At 69.7% G+C, this 18,120-nt stretch carries 17 protein-coding genes and 1 pseudogene; 8 read left to right on the top strand and 10 right to left on the bottom strand.

The window, feature by feature from the left end; genetic code table 11:
* Positions 1 to 14: 14 nt before the first annotated feature.
* Complete coding sequence (locus Q7X29_RS10910) at positions 15 to 830, bottom strand: serine hydrolase domain-containing protein (RefSeq protein ID WP_316573976.1); 816 nt, start codon at positions 828 to 830, stop codon at positions 15 to 17.
* 38 nt (positions 831 to 868) lie between these two features.
* On the opposite strand from Q7X29_RS10910, the gene Q7X29_RS10905 reads away from it, so the two are divergent.
* Entirely contained in the window at positions 869 to 2,065 is a 1,197-nt protein-coding gene (locus Q7X29_RS10905) for a serine hydrolase domain-containing protein (protein ID WP_316573975.1), read from the top strand.
* A gap of 48 nt (positions 2,066 to 2,113) precedes the next feature.
* Here Q7X29_RS10905 and aztD read toward each other — a convergent pair whose 3' ends face one another.
* The 3 genes from aztD to aztB all read right to left on the bottom strand — a co-directional run bounded on the left by aztD (position 2,114) and on the right by aztB (position 6,524).
* Positions 2,114 to 3,280: a zinc metallochaperone AztD gene (gene aztD, locus Q7X29_RS10900; protein WP_316573974.1), complete on the bottom strand. Its 1,167-nt coding sequence runs from the start codon at positions 3,278 to 3,280 to the stop codon at positions 2,114 to 2,116.
* A gap of 26 nt (positions 3,281 to 3,306) precedes the next feature.
* Entirely contained in the window at positions 3,307 to 4,212 is a 906-nt protein-coding gene (gene aztC, locus Q7X29_RS10895; RefSeq protein ID WP_394358679.1) for a zinc ABC transporter substrate-binding protein AztC, read from the bottom strand.
* Between the two features lie 131 nt (positions 4,213 to 4,343).
* On the bottom strand, positions 4,344 to 6,524 hold the full coding sequence (gene aztB / locus Q7X29_RS10890; RefSeq protein ID WP_316573973.1) for a zinc ABC transporter permease AztB: 2,181 nt from the start codon (positions 6,522 to 6,524) through the stop codon (positions 4,344 to 4,346).
* Between aztB and aztA the strand changes: the two genes are divergently transcribed.
* Both aztA and Q7X29_RS10880 read left to right on the top strand, forming a co-directional pair.
* Entirely contained in the window at positions 6,486 to 7,160 is a 675-nt protein-coding gene (aztA, locus tag Q7X29_RS10885) for a zinc ABC transporter ATP-binding protein AztA (protein WP_316573972.1), read from the top strand. The two genes, aztB and aztA, sit on opposite strands and share 39 nt — an antisense overlap.
* Before the next feature lie 49 nt (positions 7,161 to 7,209).
* Positions 7,210 to 7,566, top strand: coding sequence for an iron chaperone (locus tag Q7X29_RS10880; RefSeq protein WP_218718908.1), 357 nt, complete (start codon positions 7,210 to 7,212; stop codon positions 7,564 to 7,566).
* Between the two features lies 1 nt (position 7,567).
* On the opposite strand, the gene Q7X29_RS10875 is transcribed toward Q7X29_RS10880, so the two are convergent.
* The 3 genes from Q7X29_RS10875 to Q7X29_RS10865 form a co-directional block, all read right to left on the bottom strand.
* Positions 7,568 to 8,698 (bottom strand): NDMA-dependent alcohol dehydrogenase, encoded by a 1,131-nt coding sequence (locus Q7X29_RS10875; RefSeq protein ID WP_218718909.1) that lies wholly within the window; start codon positions 8,696 to 8,698, stop codon positions 7,568 to 7,570.
* A 105-nt stretch (positions 8,699 to 8,803) separates the two neighbouring features.
* Positions 8,804 to 9,328, bottom strand: a complete 525-nt coding sequence (locus Q7X29_RS10870; protein WP_316573971.1) for a DinB family protein — start codon at positions 9,326 to 9,328, stop codon at positions 8,804 to 8,806.
* Between the two features lie 70 nt (positions 9,329 to 9,398).
* Positions 9,399 to 10,463, bottom strand: a complete 1,065-nt coding sequence (locus Q7X29_RS10865; RefSeq protein ID WP_394358678.1) for a phosphotransferase family protein — start codon at positions 10,461 to 10,463, stop codon at positions 9,399 to 9,401.
* 49 nt (positions 10,464 to 10,512) lie between these two features.
* On the opposite strand from Q7X29_RS10865, the gene pabB reads away from it, so the two are divergent.
* Positions 10,513 to 12,561 (top strand): aminodeoxychorismate synthase component I, encoded by a 2,049-nt coding sequence (pabB, locus tag Q7X29_RS10860; RefSeq protein ID WP_316573970.1) that lies wholly within the window; start codon positions 10,513 to 10,515, stop codon positions 12,559 to 12,561.
* Here the strand turns inward: pabB and Q7X29_RS10855 are convergent.
* Positions 12,558 to 13,046 (bottom strand): hypothetical protein, encoded by a 489-nt coding sequence (locus tag Q7X29_RS10855; protein WP_316573969.1) that lies wholly within the window; start codon positions 13,044 to 13,046, stop codon positions 12,558 to 12,560. The genes pabB and Q7X29_RS10855 overlap by 4 nt on opposite strands.
* A 252-nt stretch (positions 13,047 to 13,298) precedes the next feature.
* On the opposite strand from Q7X29_RS10855, the gene Q7X29_RS10850 reads away from it, so the two are divergent.
* Positions 13,299 to 15,077: a TerD family protein gene (locus Q7X29_RS10850; protein ID WP_316573968.1), complete on the top strand. Its 1,779-nt coding sequence runs from the start codon at positions 13,299 to 13,301 to the stop codon at positions 15,075 to 15,077.
* On the opposite strand, the gene Q7X29_RS10845 is transcribed toward Q7X29_RS10850, so the two are convergent.
* Positions 15,074 to 15,364: a hypothetical protein gene (locus Q7X29_RS10845; protein WP_110040221.1), complete on the bottom strand. Its 291-nt coding sequence runs from the start codon at positions 15,362 to 15,364 to the stop codon at positions 15,074 to 15,076. The two genes, Q7X29_RS10850 and Q7X29_RS10845, sit on opposite strands and share 4 nt — an antisense overlap.
* 205 nt (positions 15,365 to 15,569) lie before the next feature.
* Here Q7X29_RS10845 and Q7X29_RS10840 point away from each other — a divergent pair, with 205 nt between their 5' ends.
* The gene (locus Q7X29_RS10840) at positions 15,570 to 15,842 is read left to right on the top strand and encodes a hypothetical protein (RefSeq protein ID WP_110040220.1); all 273 of its coding nucleotides are present in this window, start codon (positions 15,570 to 15,572) and stop codon (positions 15,840 to 15,842) included.
* Between the two features lie 166 nt (positions 15,843 to 16,008).
* Here the strand turns inward: Q7X29_RS10840 and Q7X29_RS10835 are convergent, their stop codons facing one another.
* Positions 16,009 to 16,497, bottom strand: coding sequence for an FBP domain-containing protein (locus Q7X29_RS10835; protein WP_218718914.1), 489 nt, complete (start codon positions 16,495 to 16,497; stop codon positions 16,009 to 16,011).
* 14 nt (positions 16,498 to 16,511) lie between these two features.
* On the opposite strand from Q7X29_RS10835, the gene Q7X29_RS10830 reads away from it, so the two are divergent.
* Positions 16,512 to 17,303 carry a nucleoside deaminase gene (locus tag Q7X29_RS10830; protein ID WP_316573967.1) on the top strand — a complete coding sequence of 264 codons (792 nt, stop codon included), beginning with the start codon at positions 16,512 to 16,514 and terminating at the stop codon, positions 17,301 to 17,303.
* 1 nt (position 17,304) lies between these two features.
* Positions 17,305 to 17,841: pseudogene (locus Q7X29_RS10825) on the top strand (antibiotic biosynthesis monooxygenase); the annotation flags it as partial.
* Positions 17,842 to 18,120 lie beyond the last annotated feature (279 nt).

The raw sequence follows: 18,120 nt of genomic DNA, 5'->3' as shown, positions 1-18,120 counted from the left end.
TTACGGGTGTTACTTCACAGCGTGTTGTGTGTCTCTGCGATCACGGAATCGCTGAATTTCGGCCACGCCGCTCGAGCCCAGTCGCCGAAATTCTCGTCGCTCAGGGCGATCGTCGCCACCCCTATTTCCGGGTCCACCCACAGGAAGGTGCCGGACTGCCCGAAGTGTCCGTAGGTCCGCCCGGAATTGGCGGATCCGGTCCAGTGCGGGGATTTCCCGTCGCGGATTTCGAATCCCAATCCCCAGTCGTTGGGTCGCTGGGAGCCGAATCCGGGCAGCACTCCGTCCCGGCCCGGGAATTGCACCGAGGTCGCGTCGGCGAGAGTTTGCTCCGATATCAATTGAGGTGTCAGCAACTCGGCGGCGAATCGAACCAGGTCGTCCACGGAGGCCTGCGCCGCGTGCCCGGCGGAACCGTGGAGAACGGCGGTGCGCATTCCGAGCGGTTCGAAGACCGCCTCGTGCAGATACTGCGGGAAAGCGATGCCGGTGCTCTCGGTGAGGAAGTCGGCGAGCAGTTCGAAGCCCGCGCTGGAGTAGATGCGCCGGGCGCCGGGCGCGGCGATGACCTCGGGGGTGGCGAAGGCGACACCGGAGGTGTGGGCGAGCAGATGACGCACGGTCGATCCGGGCGGCCCGGCGGGCTGATCGAGTTCGATCGCGCCTTCCTCGAGCGCGACGAGCGCGGCGTAGGCGACCAGGGGCTTGGTGACCGAGGCGAGCCGGAACACCCGCGCGGTGTCGCCGGTGGCCGACACGCCGCTCGCGGTGAGGACCGCGGCGGCGGCGTTGGCGACCGGCCAGTGCTGGATCTGCTCGAACGAACGCATATCGGCAGCGTACGAGACGCCGCTACGATCGAGTCACCATGAGTCCCGCACCATCGATCCACGGCGACGTGGCGGCCGGTTTCGGCCCCGTCGCCGACGCCTTCCGCCGCAACTTCACCCAGCACGGGGAAATCGGTGCCGCCGTGGCCGTCTACGCAGGTGGCGAGCCCCTGGTCGACCTGTGGGCCGGCCATCGCGACCGCAGGCGCGAGGTGGCCTGGGAGCGCGACACCATCGTGCCGGTGTTCTCCTCGTCGAAGGGGATGTCGGCGTTCACGATCGCCACGGCCGTCTCGCGCGGCCTGCTCGACTACGAGCAGCCGGTGGCGAAGTACTGGCCGGAGTTCGCCGCCAACGGCAAGGACGAGATCACCGTCCGGCAGCTGATCGACCATCAGGCCGGGCTGTCCGGGCTGGACCGAATCGTGAAATTGCGTGAGCTCACCGACCGCGACGCGCTCGGCGCGCTGCTGGCCGAGCAGAAGCCGGCGTGGCAGCCCGGCACCCGGCACGGCTACCACGCCCTGACCCTCGGGCTCTACCAGAGCGAGCTGCTGCGCCGTGTCGATCCGGCGGGCCGCAGCCTGGGCCGGTTCTTCGCCGAGGAGATCGCGGCTCCGGTCGAGGCCGACCTGTTCATCGGGCTCCCCCAGTCCGAGCCGATGGAGCGCGTCGCGGAGCTGTCGGCGACGAAGGGCCTCGACATCCTGCGCTACGAGCTCGCCGACATTCCCGTGCGGATCGGCGCCGAGGTCTACGCCAAGCGGGGGCTTTCCTATGCGGCGCTGACCAATCCGCGCCCCGGCGCGCCGGCCCGCGCCGCCCGCCGGGAATTCCTGGAGATCGAGTGGCCCGGCATGAACGGCGTGGGCAACGCCCGCGCGCTGGCTCGCGTCTACGGCGCGGCGGCCGGGCGCACCGGTGCCCTGCCGATCAGCGACCCGGTCCTCGACCTGCTCGGCGCGGCCGACACCGCCGACGACGTTCCCGCCGACGACCTGGTGCTGCACACCAAGAGCCGCTATCACCTCGGCTTCCGCAAGTCGCGCGGTAGTTTCCGCTTCGGCTCGGACAAACGCGCCTACGGCACCACGGGATTGGGCGGCTCGTTCGGCTTCGCCGACCCGACGACGGGTCTGGGCTTCGGCTACAGCATGAACCGGCTCGGCATGGCGATCCTCGACGACGTGCGCAGCCGCAACCTGCGCGAGGCCGTCGTGCGCTGCGCTGGCTGACCTCGGCGCGCACCGGGGCAGGTCCCACCGGTGCGCGCCGACGGCCGATCAGTGTCCGGCGACGCCGCTGATCTCGTTCGGCGCCGACGCCAACGTCACGCTAGCCGTGACCTTTCCGTCCGCCAGGTCCACCCGATGCACCTGCTTGGTCGCCGGGTCCGAGACGTAGGCGATCGAACCACGCACGAACAGCGCGGGCCGGGCGTCCTGCCAGTCCAGCGGTTCCTGCCAGCTGCCGAGCACCGGAATGGTCCGGGTGACGGTGCCCGCGACCGGGTCGATGACGTGGATCTTGCCGTCGGTGCCGAGCACCAGCGCCTCGCCCTGCGGGCCGCGACCCAGCGAGCGGAAGGTGTAGCTGGTGCCGATATCGATCAGGCGCAGGGTGCCGTCGGCGGTGTTCACCAGCGAGATGCGCTGCGGCCGTTCCAGTTCGGCGTCCTTGTCGACCTTGTAGTCGCCGAGCACGATCGGCGAGACCGCGCTGCCGGACATGTTGCCGATCCGGCCGTACGGATCCGGGCTGGCGACCTTGGTGAACGTCCCGTCGCGGTAGACGACGGCACCGGTCTGGCAGCCGATCACCACCGCCTCGTGCTGGGCGGTCGCCTCACCGTGCACGCCAGGGCAGTCCTCGTTCCTGGTGATTTCCTTGCGGCTCCGGTCGAGCGCGACGGCGCCGACCCGCTTGTCCTCGGTGCCGAGGGTCACCACCAGCTCGCCGTTGGTCAGCTGGATCGCGACACCGTGGTGGGGCGCGGCCGCCTGGTAGACCTCGGTCTTCGGCGTGCCCTGCGCGAGTTGGTCGGAGTCGAAGACGGTGACCTCGCCCGACCCGTCGGCGAACAGCACGGTCTTGCCCGCATGCCGCACCACATGGCCGGGCTTGCTCGCGGCGAATTCGGTGCCGGTGAATTCCCGGTCGTAGGCATCGAAGACGCGGAATCCCGCCTTGGTCGACACCATGAGGTGGTCCTCGTCGCCCGCCGGGTTGAGCCGGTTGTATCCGTCGAGCTTCACCTCGCCCTGCTGAGTCAGGGTGGCGCCGTCGAGGACGTAGATGCCGCCGTTGTAGGTGAGCGCGATCGGTTCCGCGCCCGGCGTGTGCTCGTGGTCGTGGGCGGCGTCGTCCGTGCCGCACCCGCTGAGCGCGACCACCGAGGCGAAGACCCCGGACAGGGCCACCAGCGTGGTGGTCCGTGACCGACTGTGCATGTGCTGCTCCATTTCTCCTGCGTGAACTACGTTGTGGGCCCGGCCAGACCACGGGCGATGGCCTCGGTGTTGGCGCGGGCCATCTCCAGATAGGTGGCCGCGCCACCACCGGGCGCGGTGAGCGATTCGGTGTGCAGCGCGATCACCTGCACGCGCAGACCGGTGTGCTCGGCGAGGACGCGCGAGAGCCGATCGGGCTGGGCGGAATCGGCGAAGATCGCGCCGACGCCCGCGGCCCGGATCGCGGCGGCGAGTTCGTCGAGATCGGCGGCGCTGGGTGCGGCCAGCGTGGTGCCGCTGGGGATCACCGCGCCGATCACCCGGAACCCGAATCGCTGTGCGAGATAGCCGAAGACGTGGTGGTCGGTGACCAACTGCCTGCGTTCGGCGGGGATCACGGCGAACCGGTCGACCATCCACCGGTCGAGCCGATCGAGTTCGGCGAGGTAGCGGTCGGTGTTCGCGCGCACCGCGGCGGCGTCGATGTCGTCGACCCGCGCGAGGACTTCCGCGCTGATCGCCTCGACGGCCTTGCGGACCCGCTGCGGGTCGGTCCAGAAGTGTGGGTCGGGCTTGCCCGCCGACTCGTCGGAGGTGTAGGCGAGCGGGTCCACCCGCTCGGCCACCGCCACCGTGGGGACCCCCGCCTCGGCCGCCGCCCGCACGTGCCGGGCCACTCCTTCCTCGAGGCCGAGCCCGTTGTGCACGACCAGCGCCGATCGCTCGATGTCGGCCGCCTGCCGGGCCGAGATCGCGAACGAATGCGGATCGGCGCCGGCCTGCATGAGCACCGTGACCGGCACGGTGTCGCCGACGACCGCCCTGGTCAGGTCGCCGAGGATATTGGTCGTCACGACGATGCCGGATCGGTCGCTGTCGGTCGAGCAGGCGCTGACCAGCGCGGTCAGCACGGCCACGACGAGGGCCACCACCACCAGCGCGGTCGGCCATGACCTCCGCCCCTCCGGGCGACGGCGCCGGACGCCGATCAGCAACTGCCGCCGCGCAGCCCGGTCACCGTCGCGGGAGCGGAGTTCGCCTGTCGGCCGGGCCCGATTCGCGTTCACAGTCCGGTCTCCACGATCAGCGTCGGTGCGATCTCCACGGGGAGGGTGCGCGCCAGGCGGAGGTTGCCGTTGTAGGCGATCTCCGACACCGTGCGCGCGCGAACGTCGTTGACGTAGGCGCGATTCGGATCCACGTGGATCGTGGCCGTCTCGACCGCGCCGTCGGTCAGCTGGAGCTGCGCTGTCTGCGCGCCGGTCACCGGATCGATGCCGTGTAGGACGCCGTCGCGGGTGAGCACCAGCAGCGACGCGCCTTCGCCCGCGGTGTTCACCGCCACCGCGTCGGCGATCGGCGTCAGCGTCCAGGACTTCGCCCTGATGTCGAGCGTCCAGGCACCGGTACGACCGGCGAGCGCGGTCAGCGTGGTGCTCCCCGGCCGATGGGTGAAGGCGGTGGCGCGCTCGGCGGACGACGCCGGGTACGGGATCTTCTCGCTGACGAACGCACCGTCGCGTCGGGCCACCACGAGCGCGCCGTCAGCACAACCGAACACGACCCCGCGCCTGGTCACCGCCTGTCCGCGCGGCTGCGCGCACGTCGCGGGCTGCGCTTCCCCGGCCGTGCCGTCGCGCCCGCGCACCTCCACGCGTCCCGCGCGGTCGACGACGATCAACCGCTCCCCGTATGGCACCGCGACACCCGGGATCCGTCGCGGCTCGCCCACCGTCCCCTCGCCCAGCGCGACACGATCGAACACGATCGTGTCGCCGCCGTCCGAAACGACCGCTGTGACAACAGGATCGCTGTGCGCCGAGAGCACCGCACCGCTCGACCGGGGCGCACCGCCGGGCTCGGCCGGTGTCTTCGGTCCGGCCGCGCCGCTCGGCTCGCCGGCACCGGTCGCCGCCGGGAAGTCGGTCGACCCGACCACACGGATCGGCGCGCTGTAGTAGTGCCGATGATCGCCGTGATCGACCGTCCACGCCCCGCTGTCGACGATCGACAGCCGACCACCGGCAGCGACGAAACCGAATCGGCCGTCTCCGGCGAGTCGCACGCCGTTCGCGTCGGAATCCGTCGAATGCGTTCGCGGGGACAGGGTTTCCTTCGCGTCGAGGGCGGTCACCTGTTCGGTGAGCAGATCGACGACCCGCACCTCCCCCGTCCCCGCGTCGGCCACGATCACCCGCGTCTGCGGCTCGGCCATCTCCTCGGCTCCCGCGACGAACCCGTGCGGCGTCTCCTCCACCACCGCGGACTCCCCCGACCCACAGCCGACCAGTGGCACCGCGGCGAGCGCGGCCACCGCGGCGGCACCGAGCCGACGCGCGCCGAAGCGGTCCCGCAGCGCGGCGACGATCGCCGAGAGGAAGAACGAGCCGACCGCGACGGCGGCGATCGTCGCGCCCGCCGCGGTCTCCGCGTGCCACGAGACGAGCAAGCCGACGGCGGTCGAAGCCGCACCGATCAGCGCCGCGCCCATCATGACCACCGGAATCCGGTCCGACCAGTACAGCGCCGCGGCCGGTGGCGCGATGAGCAGGCCGAACACCAGCAGCGTCCCGACGACGTGGAACGACGCCACGATCGCCAGCGTCACCAGCCCGATCAGGGCCACCTGCGCGAGTTTCGGCCGCAACCCGAGCGTATGGGCTTTGCGCGGATCGAAGGTCGAGGCGACGAACGCGCGGTGCCCGAGTACCGCCACGATGAGCGCGATCACCAACGCCGCACCGAGGTACACCAGGTCTACGGCCCGCACCGCCAGCACGTCACCGAACAGGAACCCGGTCAGGTCCACGGCGAACGATTGCGAGCGCGACACGATGATCACTCCCGTGGCGAGCATGCCGACGAACAGCAGCCCGATGGCGGTATCGGGTGCGAATCGTTTGCTGCGTCCCAGCGCCGACACCCCGAAAGCCATGGCGGCGCAACTGATCGCGGCCCCGAGCAGCAGGTTGCCACCGAGCAGGGCCGCGACCGCGACGCCGGGCAGCATGCCGTGCGACATCGCGTCACCGAGAAAAGCCATGCCGCGCACCACCACCCAGGTTCCGGCGAGGGCGCACACGCACGACACGAGCAGCCCACCCCACAGCGCGCGTTGCACGAAGGCCACCTCGAACGGGGCGAACAGCCAATCCATAGCGCGGAACGATATACTGAAAATGATTATCGTTTCAATTGAGGTGAGATGCAGCACACAGAGGACAGCGCGATCGAGATCGAGCATCTGACGGCGGGCTACGGCGCCACACCGGTGCTGTGCGAAGTGTCGACGAGCATTCCGCGCGGCCGGGTGACAGCGATCGTCGGACCCAACGGTTCGGGGAAATCGACACTGCTGGGCGTCCTGGCGGGCACCGTGCCGATCCAGGCGGGCCGGGTGACGCGCGACACCACGCGACGACCGGCAATCGTGGTGCAGCACACCGCGATTCCGCCGACACTGCCGCTGAACGTCTGGGACACGGTGGCCATGGGCCGGTGGGCGCATCGCGGACCGTGGCGACGCCTCACCCGCGCGGACCGGGCGATCACGGACTCCTGCTTGGAGCGGATGGATCTCACCGCGTTGGCAGCGCGGCGGCTCGACACCCTCTCGGGCGGACAACGCCAGCGCGCCCTGCTCGCCCAGGCGCTGGCCCAGGAGTCCGATCTACTGCTGCTCGACGAACCGGCGACCGGCCTCGACGCGGCCTCGCAAGCCACCATCGCCCTGGTCATCACCGAGGTCAGCGCGGCCGGGGTCACCGTCGTCCAGGCCACCCACGATCCGTCGGAGGCGGCCAGGGCCGATCATCTGCTGGTGCTCGCCGAGGGGCGGATCACCGCGGGTCGCCCTCGCGAGGTGGACGCCCGGTCGTAGAATCGCCGGGCATCCGCTCCACCCGCTCGCCCGCGCAGCAGGAGGAATCATGGCCGCGACACCGATCTCCGTGGACGCCTACCTGGCCGATCAGCCGGCGGCCCAGCGCGCCGCGCTCCAGCGGATCCGCGAGACGATTCATCGCGTGCTGCCGGAGACGGGCGAGAAGATCAGTTACGCCATCCCGGCCGTCACCCTCGACGGCCGGGCGTTCATGTCCTTCGCCGGATGGAAGGAACATGTGAGCGTGTACCCCATCCCGGACGGGGACGAGGCGTTCGACCGTGCCATCGAGCCCTACACCGCGGGCCGTGGCACCCTGAAATTCCCGCTCGGGGAACCGATTCCGTACGACCTGATCGCGCAGGTCGCGGTTCGGCTCGCCGAGCGGGAACGGCGGCGCTGACTTACCAGTCGGCTTCGGTGAAGCGGATGATGCCGCGAATGTTCTTGCCGTCCAGCATGTCCTGGTAGCCCTGGTTGATCTCCTCGAGCGAGTAGCTGCGGGTGACCATGTCGTCGAGGTTGAGCTGACCCGACTTGTAGAGCGACAGCAGGCGCGGGGCGTCCTGGCGGGCGTTGCCGCCGCCGAAGATGCAGCCCTTCACCGTCTTCTGCAGCATGGACAGCAGGAAGCTGTTCATCTTCACGTCGCCGGCGTCCATGCGGCCCATCGAGGTGACGACCAGGGTGCCGGCCTTGCCGGTCAGGATCAGGCCCTCTTCGATGTAGTCGCCGTGCATCTCACCCATGGTGAGGATGACCTTCTCGGCCATCCGGCCCTCGGTGGCCTCGATCATCGGCATGATCGCGGCGGCCATGCTCTCGTAGGTGTGGGTGGCGCCGAACTTCTGCGCCTGCTCGCGCTTCCACGGGTTCGGGTCGATGGCGATGACCTTCGACGCGCCGGAGAGCACCGCGCCCTGCAGCGCGCTCATGCCGACGCCGCCGATGCCCGCGATCACTACGGTCTCGCCCGGCTTCACCTCGGCGACGTGGGTCGAGGAGCCGAAGCCGGTCGGCACGCCGCAGCCCACGAGGCACGCGACCTCGAACGGGATGGTCGGGTCGATCTTCACGACCGAGGTGTGGTGCACCGTCATGTACGGAGCGAAGGTGCCCAGCAGGCACATCGGGATGACGTTCTCGCCACGCGCCTGGATGCGGTAGGTGCCGTCCGAGATCGCCTGGCCCATCAGCAGACCGGCGCCCAGGTCGCACAGCGCCATGTTGCCCGCGACACACGCGGGACAGCGGCCACAGGCCGGGATGAACGACAGGATGACGTGGTCGCCCACGGCCAGGTCGCTGGGGCAGTTCGGACCGAGCTTGGTGATGACACCCGCGCCCTCGTGGCCACCCATCACGGGGTAGCCCGGCATCGGCGTGGCGCCGGTGACGATGTGATGGTCGGAGTGGCACATGCCCGCCGTTTCCATCCGGATCTGCACTTCACCGGCGACGGGATCGCCGACCTCGATCTCCTCCACCGACCATTCCTGATCGATGCCCCACAGGATCGCGCCCTTCGTCTTCATGTCCGGTCGACCTCTCGCCAAGCTTGTGCCTCGTTGTGACTGCACTCACCCTAACGAAGAATCGGCCAATTCTGAAACACGTTCTAGAAATTATCCGAGAAATATCTATCCGCGCACGTCATGGACGTGATGGACGAGGTCGTGCAGGAAGTATCGAGCCAGCGACGTGACCGTGAACAGCGATCCGTCGCTGCGCGCGCCCCGCGCGCCGAGCCGATCGGCGGGCACCGCGGCGAAGGCGGCGGCAATCCGCTCGGCGGCCGCTGCGAGTTCGGTCGCCACCACTGCCGGGTCCTGCCGGTCGTAGCGGTCGGCGACGGCGGTCGCGTCCTGGTCCCAGTTCTCGAACCGCGGCGGCTCGGCGCCGTCGTCGGTGAGCATCAGCGCCAGCCGGGTGTCGAAGATCCGGCACACGTCGCGCACGTGGGCGCCGTATTCGAGCACCGACCAGGTCGCGTCGTCGGGGCGCACCCGCGCGTCGTCGCGTTCGAGAGCGGCACCGATGCGCGCCGCGCTGTCGACGGTCCGGTCGGGCACCGCCGCGTAGGCGATCGACTCGGCGTCGAAACCACAGTCGGGACAGGCACGTTCGAGGACCCAGGTCCAGTTCTTGGCGTCGGGAACGATCATGTCCACAGCCTAGAATGTCCGCATCTTGCGATCCATCAATATTCCGCCAACCATCGGCGAGATCCGGGCATCACACGGTCAGCTGCCGGGCCTTCTCGAACAGTTCCAGGGTCACCGCGTGCAGGAAGTCACCGACCGGCTTGGGCGCCTTGCCGGCGAAGGCGCGGGCGTGGGTGCCCTCGAGCACGATGCCGAGCTTGAAGCAGGCCAGCACCTCGTACCAGGTCACCGCGCTCAGATCGCGCGCGGAGAACCGACCGTAGTGCTCGATCATCTCCTCGGGGGTGGGCAGACCGCCGACCGTGCCCAGGGTGCCCATCAGCCCGGCGCCGACGGTGCCCGGCACCGGCCGGGTCGCCAGCTGCCAGCCCAGGTCGAGCAGCGGGTCGCCGATGGTCGACATCTCCCAGTCCACCATCGCCGCCACCTGCGGGCTGTCGTAGTCGAACATCATGTTGGCCAGGTGACAGTCGCCGTGCATGATGCCCGGGGTCCAGGTGGTCGGGCGGTGGCGTTCGAGCCAGTCGCCGACCTGCTCGACGCCCGGAATCCGCGGCCCGGGGTAGCCCTCGTTGGCGGTGTAGGAGTCGAGTTCGCGCAGCCAGCGCGGCACCTGACGCTCCAGGAAACCCTCGGGCTTGCCGTAGTCGGCCAGGCCGAGCGCCTGATAGTCGAGCTCGCCGAGGCGGGCGATGGCCTCGACCGCGGACAGACCCATCTGCCTGCGGATCTCCGGGTCGTGCGCGTGCAGGTCGGGAAGTTCGGTCTGCGGGTTGAAGCCGTGGATCGGTTCCATCAGGTAGAACACCGCGCCGATCACCGTCTCGTCGTCACAGGCGGCGATCACCCGGGGCGAGCGCACCTCGGTGTCGTCGATCGCGCCGAGCAGCCGCGATTCGCGCCGGATCACGTCGTTGCTCTTGGCGCGCAGATGCTTGGGTCCGCGGCGCAGCACGTACTCGCGACCGCCACGGGTGAAGCGCAACATGATGTTCTGCGTGCCACCGCCGATCGAGCTGACCGCGCCGACCTCGCCGGCGGGCAGGCCACGCTCGTCCATCCATCGGCCGATCGCCGCGAAATCCGCGATCGCCGGGTCCACGTCGACCGGTTGCGAAACAGACATGGCGATCATTGTGCCCGAGGCGAGTCGTCCGTGGGCCCGGCGTAGGGTTTCTGCCACGATGCGCACGCTGTTGATCGACAACTACGACTCGTTCACCTACAACCTCTATCAGCTGATCAGCGAGGTCAACGGGAACGAGCCGATCGTCGTGCGCAACGACGAGGCCGCCGGGCCGGCGCTGGACGGTTTCGACAATGTGGTGATCTCGCCCGGTCCCGGCCGCCCCGATCGCGACCGCGACATGGGGATGTCGACGGCGGTGATCGCGGAGTCGACCCTGCCGCTGCTCGGCGTCTGCCTCGGTCACCAGGGCATCGTGGTCGGCGCGGGCGGCACGGTCGGCCGGGCGCCGCAAGCCCGGCACGGGTTCCTCGATCGGGTCATGCACGACGATCGCGACCTGTTCGCCGGTCTGCCGCAGGACTTCACCGTCGTGCGGTATCACTCGCTGGCCGCGCAGGAGCCGCTGCCGCCGGTGCTCGAGGTGACCGCCTCGACCAGCGACGGCGTGATCATGGGGGTGCGCCATCGCGAGCGGCCGCAGTGGGGTGTGCAGTTCCATCCCGAGTCGGTGTCGAGTGAGTTCGGTGCGGCGCTGCTGCGCAACTTCGCCGATCTGACCAAGGCGCGCACGCACAGCGGCGCGCCGGTCGTCGTGCGCGGACCGCGCGAGCAGCCGCGGCGCCCCGCTCTCGGACGTCGATTCCGGTTGCGGCACAGCGTGATCGAGCGGGCCATCGATACCGAGGCGATCTTCCTGCGCCGCTACGCCGAGTCACCGACCGCGTTCTGGCTCGACAGCGAACACGTCGAGCCGGGCCTGGACCGGTTCTCCTTCCTGGGCGACGCGACGGGTCCGCACGCGGAGATCGTCGAGTACCGGGTGGGCGAGGGCGCCGTCACGGTGACGGACGCCGCGGGCGTCCGCACCGTCCCCGGGACCGTGCTGGACTATCTCGACCGCGAGCTGCGGCACCGGCACTGTGATACTCCCGGCCTGCCGTTCGACTTCGCCGGCGGATACGTCGGCTATCTCGGCTACGAGATCAAGGCCGACTGCGGCGCGAGCGCGGTCCACCGCTCCCCCACCCCGGATGCCCAGTGGATCTTCGCCGACCGGCTGATCGTCGTCGACCACGAAGCCGGCCACACGCATCTGCTCGCCCTCACCGAGCACGACCCCGCCTCGGCGGATCGCTGGCTGGCCGAGACCGCCGCGGCCCTGGCCGATCTGCCGACCTGGGTCAATCCGGCCGACCTGCCCGTGCCCGCCGATCCGGACGCCGTACCGGCGCATCTGGTGCGTGGGCGCGAGCGCTACCTGGCCGATATCGCGGTCTGCCAGGAGCGGCTGCACGCGGGCGAGTCCTACGAGATCTGCCTGACCGACACGGTGGCCGTCGCCGCGGCCCCCGACGACGGGCTCGCCTTCTACCGACGGCTACGCCGCTGCAATCCGGCGCCGTATGCCGCGTATCTGCGGTTCGACGGGCTCGATGTCGCCTGTTCGTCGCCGGAGCGGTTCCTCAAGATCGACCGCGACCGGGTGGTGGAGAGCAAGCCGATCAAGGGCACCGCGCCGCGCGGGCGGACCGTCGCCGAGGACGAACATCTACGGCTGTCGCTGGCCGACGATCCGAAGACCAGAGCCGAGAACCTGATGATCGTGGACCTGCTGCGCAACGATCTGGGGCGGGTCTGCGAGGTCGGCTCGGTGCACGTGCCGGAGCTGATGGCCACCGAAACCTATTCCACCCTGCACCAATTGGTGTCGACGGTGCGGGGGACACTGCGCCCCGACGCCGGAGTGATCGACTGTCTGCGGGCCTGCTTCCCCGGCGGCTCGATGACCGGCGCGCCCAAGCTGCGCACCATGGAGATCCTCGACGAGCTGGAAACGCAGGCGCGCGGGATCTATTCGGGCACAATCGGCTTCCTCGGCCTGGGCGGCACGGCCGACCTGAACATCGTCATCCGCACGGCCGTGCGCTTCGACGACGAGTGGCGCATCGGCGCGGGCGGCGCGATCGTCCTCGATTCCGACGCCGAGGACGAGTACGCGGAGATGGTGCTCAAGGCCGCCGCGACCTTCCGTGCGCTGGCCTAGCGACGCGGACGCTTGCCCTTGCCGAGGTCCGGCGGCGGTTCCTCGCCGGCCCGGCCGGTGATCCGGCCGAGCAGCCCGACGCCCGGCAGTTTCGCCAGCGCGCCGAAGAGATCCTCGCCCAGTGAGATCATCGCCTCGAGCCTGGGCAGCAGCCGGTCGTAGGTGGCGAAGACCGGGTCGGCCAGCGCCAGGGTGCGGTCGAGCCGGTCGATGGTGCTGTTGAGCCGGTCGACCGCGATCGACAGGTTCTCCACCAGATCCGGCAGCTGGGCGGCCAGCTGGGCCGAGGCCGGAGGCAACCGCACCGCCGCGTCGAAGGCGTATCCCGCCGTCTGCTGCGCCGCATCGATAGCCTGTCCCGCCGCCGTCTGCGCCGCCCCCACCGCGGCCTGCGCCGCCGAGAGCAGGTCGGCCCCCGGCACCTTGCGCCCCTGCGGCTCCGGCGTGGGCTCCGCAGCGCGTCCCCGCTTCTTCGGGTTCGTCATGCCACCACTGTGCCGCACCGAGCACGCCCACGCAGGGATGCGCCCCACCCGTGTCTGCGGGCCACTGCCCATAACCGTCGCCCCAACTCGCCCGCAGTCGGCCGTCGCGGCCGTCCCGCCGATCAGGCGCCGTGGCGCAAGCGACGAAGGAGCAAACCACGGCGCCCGATCGGCGGGACCAACGGGCCGCGACCTCGAGCGCGCCGGCGCTCCAACAACCCTGTCGGTGGGGCATGACATCATGCGAGCACCATGGAACTCCGCAAGGGCGCGCACGCGCCGGTCCCGACATCGCTTCTCGCCGTGGTCCTTTCATGGCGGTCGGCGCATGCCGTCGACGCGCACGCGCTGCTGGTCACCGAGTCGGGGCTGGTGCGCGGCGACCGGGATTTCGTGTTCTTCAACGCCCCTCGGCACGCCTCGCAGGCGGTGACGCTGGATCAGGAGCCCGCGCCGGGCACCGCGCGGCTGAGTGTGTCGCTGCCGCGGACCGAGGCGGAGGTGGCGCGCATCGTCGTCAGCGCCTCGCTCGACGAGGGCACCTTCGATCAGCTGACCGAGCTGACGCTCACCGTGCACGCCGCCGACGGGCCGGTGGCCCGGTTCGCGCTGGACGGCATCGAGGACGTGCAGGCGATGATGTTCGGCGAGTTCTACCGGCGCGACGGGCAGTGGCGGTTCCGGGCGATCGGGCAGGGCTGGTCGGGTGGACTGGCCGGGCTGGCCACCGAATTCGGCGTCACCGTGGACGAACCGGGCGCGGATCGCGCGGCGGCGCGGCCCGCGCCGGCGATGTCCGCCCGCGTCGCCGATCGGGCGGAGTTCGCCCACGGCGCGGAGGGCGACGCCCCGGCGTATCCCGACGACGCGCGCATCGATCCGGCCGAACCCGGGCGTGCCGGACGCGCACAGTCGCGCCCGCCCGCGCTCACCCGCCGTGTCATCGATGTCCCGCCACCGCCACCGCAGGACCCGGAGCTCGCCGACTGGCATCCCGACCCACAGGTCCCCGACCAGTTGCGCTGGTGGGACGGCCACGAATGGACCACCAGCACCCGCAGGCACGTGCAGGACAACCGCGCCCGCTGCCCCCGCTGCGACACCCCGTTGCGCCGCAAACTCTTCGGTGGGCACGGCCAGTGCCGGTCGTGCGCGGGCGAGATCGAGGAGTTCCTCACCCACTGGCGTACCCGCGCCCGCCGGGTGCTCACCGGCCCCGGCACCCTGTCCGAGGACTGGATCGAGGTCTGGTCGGCCCTGCGCTACCAGCGCATCGACGAGGAGCGCGGACGCGCGGTACTGCGCGATGCCGGACTGACCCAGGTGGAACGGATGGTCGCGTTCGCCTTCGCCGACGGCGAGGTGTTCGCCGACGAGCTCGACGCGTTCGAGCACGTGGTGAGCGAGCTGGCGCTGTCGGGCCCGCTGGTCGAGGACCTGCGGCGCCGGATGCACCGGGGCCGCACCCTGTCGCGGCTGCGCGCGGGCGAACTGCCCACCATCGATACGCCGGGCCTGCACCTGGATCCCGAGGAACGGGTGCACCTGGACCTGCCCGCCGTGCACATCAGGATGCTGGCGCGCGGCCCGCGCAACACCGAGGGCCGGTTGATCGGCAGCTCCAAGAAGCTGCGGTTCGTCGGCGACGGTACCGGCATCGAACTGCCGTGGAACCGGGTCGTCTCCGTGCATCCCGAACACGGCACCGTGGTGCTGGCCGCGACCTCGGCACGCGGCGGCGCCACCTTCGGCGTCACCGATCCCGACTATGTGGCGGCCGCCCTGGAAGGCGCGCTGCGCGTGGCGAAACGCCTGGTCCTGACGCCGGGTCAACGGGACAGCCGCAGCATCCCGCAGGACGTGAAAGCCCAGGTGTGGCAGCGCGACGGTGGTCGCTGCGTCGAATGCGGTGACGGCCACTACCTGGAGTTCGATCACATCATCCCGCTCAGCCGCGGTGGTGCGACGAGCGCGGCGAACCTGCAGATCCTGTGCCGGGCCTGCAACCGCGCCAAGGGCGCTCGGATCTAGCCGAGAATCGCGTTCATGATCGTGCCGCCGCTGGTGGCCACCACGCCGCCGATCATCGCGCCGGCGATCATCTTCGGCGACTCCATCGCGCTGCCGTTCCACTTCTCCCAGGCGAACTTGCCACCCGCCACGGTGATCGCCAGCACGCCCGACAAGATCATGAACCAGGTCAGGTACTGGACCATCTGCATGATCTTGTCCGACAGCGGCGGCGCCTCGGGCGTGGGGTTGCCGACCTGCGCGAACGTCGTGACAGTCTCGGCCATCGACGTCAGAATGATGCTCATAGCCTGCTCCCCTTTTCGCGTGATGCGAACTGCGTTCCAGCACTGCCGTATTCGGACGAGTCCAGGATAGGGGCGCGAACCCCCAGCACGCCAACAAAACCGATCGGTCCGCTGCGGGTGGGCGGCTGCGGCACCCGATTCGACCGGATAACATCAGCGTCAGCAGTTCATCGCCGTTCCCCCCGAGTACCGAGTGAGAGCAAACATGATTCTGGCCGCCGTCACCGATACCCTGGCGCAGATCGGCAATCCGACTCCCGAAGCACCACCGATGTCGGACAAGATCTTGCAGCTGGTGCGCTACTTCACCTGGTTCATCCTGCTGTCGGGCGTCATCGCCATCACCTACGCCGGCGGCAAGTTCGCCTGGGAGAAGTGGACCGGTGGCGGACTCGAGTCGCCGAAGATGATCGCGGGCGCGATGATCGGCGGCGCGGTCGCCACCAGCGCGGGCACGATCATGAACGCCATGCTCTGACCCCTGTCCGCTCGGCGCGGTCCGGACAACTCCGGGCCACCTCGACCGGCAAGGCATCGCGACCCGAGTTCTCTTGTTCGGCAAGAGAACTCGGGTCGTCTGGCGTGCGAGGTCTCGAGTGTCGGCACATGGCAGCTACCTCCTTTCGTGCGCTGGGGCCGCGCGGCTAGGCGGCGAGGCGGTCCAGGAAGGCGAACAGGTTCTCGCGGACCCGCTGCGCCTTCTCCTCCGGCGTCAGATCCTCGCGATACCGGCTGCCCAGCGCGGGCCGCTTCTTGTTGCGGGCGTACAGCGAGCAGGCCAGATCGGTGCAGATATAGCTGCCGATCGTGTTGCCGCGCCGTCCCGATTCCCCGGCCTTGTTCGCGGTCATCAGCGAGACGCCGCCGCCGGTGTGGGTGGTCAGGCAGAACGCGCACATCTGCGTCTTGCCCGATCCGCCGGTCTCGTGCCGGAGGGCGACGCTGACCAGCTCGCCGTCGCGCGGGACCGACAGATAGCAACGACCCGGGTACGAGGGATCGGTCCAGCCGAGGAAGTCGAGGTCGTCCCAGGGACGAGCGTCGAGGTCGCGCGGCACGGACAGGCGTTTGGCGTCGCCCTTCGAACAGTTGACGAACGACGACCTGATGTCGCGTTCGGTGACGGGCTCCATGGGGTGTCCTTTCGGTGCGGTGGTCACAAACGATAGACACGCTAACGATGTGCTCAGCGGGCGACAACCGATTTTCGGCCGCCGGCCTCGGCCGCCCGGTCGCGCTATTTCGCGCGGACCGGCCCAGCGGTGGATTCGAAAGGTATCGCGAGCCGTCGACAGGACGCCGGACCAGCATTCCGGATGTCAAATGCGCATCGAACAGCAGCCGTGACCCGACACCGCGAGGGACGATTTCGATGGCACCGGACGAACTCATGGAAGAGGCATACAGACTGGCCGAGGAGTCGGTCGACAACGATTGGGGTGGACCGTTCGGCGCCGTCATCGCGAAGGACGGGGAGATCGTCGCCCGAGGTCAGAACCGGGTTCTGCTCACCGGCGACATCACCGCGCACGCCGAGATCGAGACCATCCGCAAGGCGGCCCAGGTACTCAACGGTGAAGCGCCGACGATTTCCCCGGCACACCAGAACGAATCCACCCTCGAATTGGTCCCCCGGCCCGAAGGATCCGCCGACAGACTTCCGAAACGCGCGAAAATGCTGATGGGCATGGAGATCTATATCAGCGGCGCTCCCTGCCCCATGTGTATGAGCGCGATCTATTGGGCGCGGCTCGACGCCGTGCATTTCGCGAGCGATCTGGCCGACACCAGCGCCATCGGATTCGACGACGCGTTCCAGTACGAGGACTTCACCAAACCGCAGTCCGAGCGGCGGGTGCGCATCGAACAGTTCCGCCGCGATCTGGGCGCCGTCGCGTACCGGGCGTGGGCCGAGAAGCCCGACAAGCACCCGTACTGACATGCCTGCCGCGAAGGCTGTACCGCCCGCCGCGGCGACGGTGGTCATCACCCAGCAGCTGCGCGCGGGACGTGAGGCGGAGTTCCGGCGGTGGCAGGCGGAGGTCGACGATGCCGCGGCCACCTTCCCGGGATTCCTCGGCGCCGACGTCACGCCACCGGTCGACGCCGGGGCCGAGTGGTCGGTCCGCTACCGGTTCGACGATGTCGGCCACCTGAGACGCTGGCTGGACAGCGCGACGCGGCGCGAGCTGCTCGCGCGCGGAACCGGGTTCTTCGAGCGGCCGTCGACCCAGCACGTCCTGCTCGACGAGCCCGGCGACGAGGTCGCGACCGTCGTCGTGTCCCACCCCGTGGCGGCCGACCGTGAGGCGGAGTTCGTCGCCTGGCAGGCCCGCATGACCGAGGCCGAGCGGACGTTCACCGGCTTCCGCTGGTCCGAGCTGCACCGGCCGATTCCCGGCGTGCAGGACGAGTGGACGATTGTCTGTTCCTACGCCTCGGTCGAGCATCTCAACGGCTGGCTCGACTCTCCTCAGCGCAAGGCACTGCTCGCGGCGGCCCCCGACTTCCGCGACTTCGAGGTCCACCGCATCGCCAACCCCTACGGCTCGTGGTTTCCACCGACCGGGTCCGCGACCGACGAGGGTCCCGCGTCCTGGAAGACGGCACTGTCGGTCCTGGTGGGGCTGTATCCGACGGTGGTGATCCTCACCCTGACGATCGACGAACTCTGGCCGGGCGCTCAGCTGTGGCTGAGCCTGCTGGTCGGCAACATCCTGTCGGTCAGCCTGCTGACCTGGGTGGTGCTGCCGGTC

This window comes from Nocardia canadensis (genome assembly GCF_032656385.1).
GTDB classification, from domain to species: domain Bacteria; phylum Actinomycetota; class Actinomycetes; order Mycobacteriales; family Mycobacteriaceae; genus Nocardia; species Nocardia canadensis.
Note: the sequence above shows the minus strand (reverse complement) of the source record. Positions and strands in the feature narration are given on the sequence as shown.

Bases quoted from the DNA above. Each gene is read 5' to 3' on its own strand.
- Q7X29_RS10850 (WP_316573968.1), top strand. From the start codon at position 13,299: ATGGAACTCCGCAAGGGCGCGCACGCGCCGGTCCCGACATCGCTTCTC.
- aztD (WP_316573974.1), bottom strand. From the start codon at position 3,280: ATGCACAGTCGGTCACGGACCACCACGCTGGTGGCCCTGTCCGGGGTC.
- aztB (WP_316573973.1), bottom strand. From the start codon at position 6,524: ATGCTCGATCTCGATCGCGCTGTCCTCTGTGTGCTGCATCTCACCTCA.
- Q7X29_RS10880 (WP_218718908.1), top strand. From the start codon at position 7,210: ATGGCCGCGACACCGATCTCCGTGGACGCCTACCTGGCCGATCAGCCG.
- Q7X29_RS10905 (WP_316573975.1), top strand. From the start codon at position 869: ATGAGTCCCGCACCATCGATCCACGGCGACGTGGCGGCCGGTTTCGGC.
- Q7X29_RS10865 (WP_394358678.1), bottom strand. From the start codon at position 10,463: ATGATCGCCATGTCTGTTTCGCAACCGGTCGACGTGGACCCGGCGATC.
- Q7X29_RS10835 (WP_218718914.1), bottom strand. From the start codon at position 16,497: ATGGAGCCCGTCACCGAACGCGACATCAGGTCGTCGTTCGTCAACTGT.
- aztA (WP_316573972.1), top strand. From the start codon at position 6,486: ATGCAGCACACAGAGGACAGCGCGATCGAGATCGAGCATCTGACGGCG.
- Q7X29_RS10910 (WP_316573976.1), bottom strand. From the start codon at position 830: ATGCGTTCGTTCGAGCAGATCCAGCACTGGCCGGTCGCCAACGCCGCC.
- Q7X29_RS10845 (WP_110040221.1), bottom strand. From the start codon at position 15,364: ATGAGCATCATTCTGACGTCGATGGCCGAGACTGTCACGACGTTCGCG.
- pabB (WP_316573970.1), top strand. From the start codon at position 10,513: ATGCGCACGCTGTTGATCGACAACTACGACTCGTTCACCTACAACCTC.
- Q7X29_RS10855 (WP_316573969.1), bottom strand. From the start codon at position 13,046: ATGACGAACCCGAAGAAGCGGGGACGCGCTGCGGAGCCCACGCCGGAG.
- Q7X29_RS10875 (WP_218718909.1), bottom strand. From the start codon at position 8,698: ATGAAGACGAAGGGCGCGATCCTGTGGGGCATCGATCAGGAATGGTCG.
- Q7X29_RS10840 (WP_110040220.1), top strand. From the start codon at position 15,570: ATGATTCTGGCCGCCGTCACCGATACCCTGGCGCAGATCGGCAATCCG.
- Q7X29_RS10870 (WP_316573971.1), bottom strand. From the start codon at position 9,328: ATGATCGTTCCCGACGCCAAGAACTGGACCTGGGTCCTCGAACGTGCC.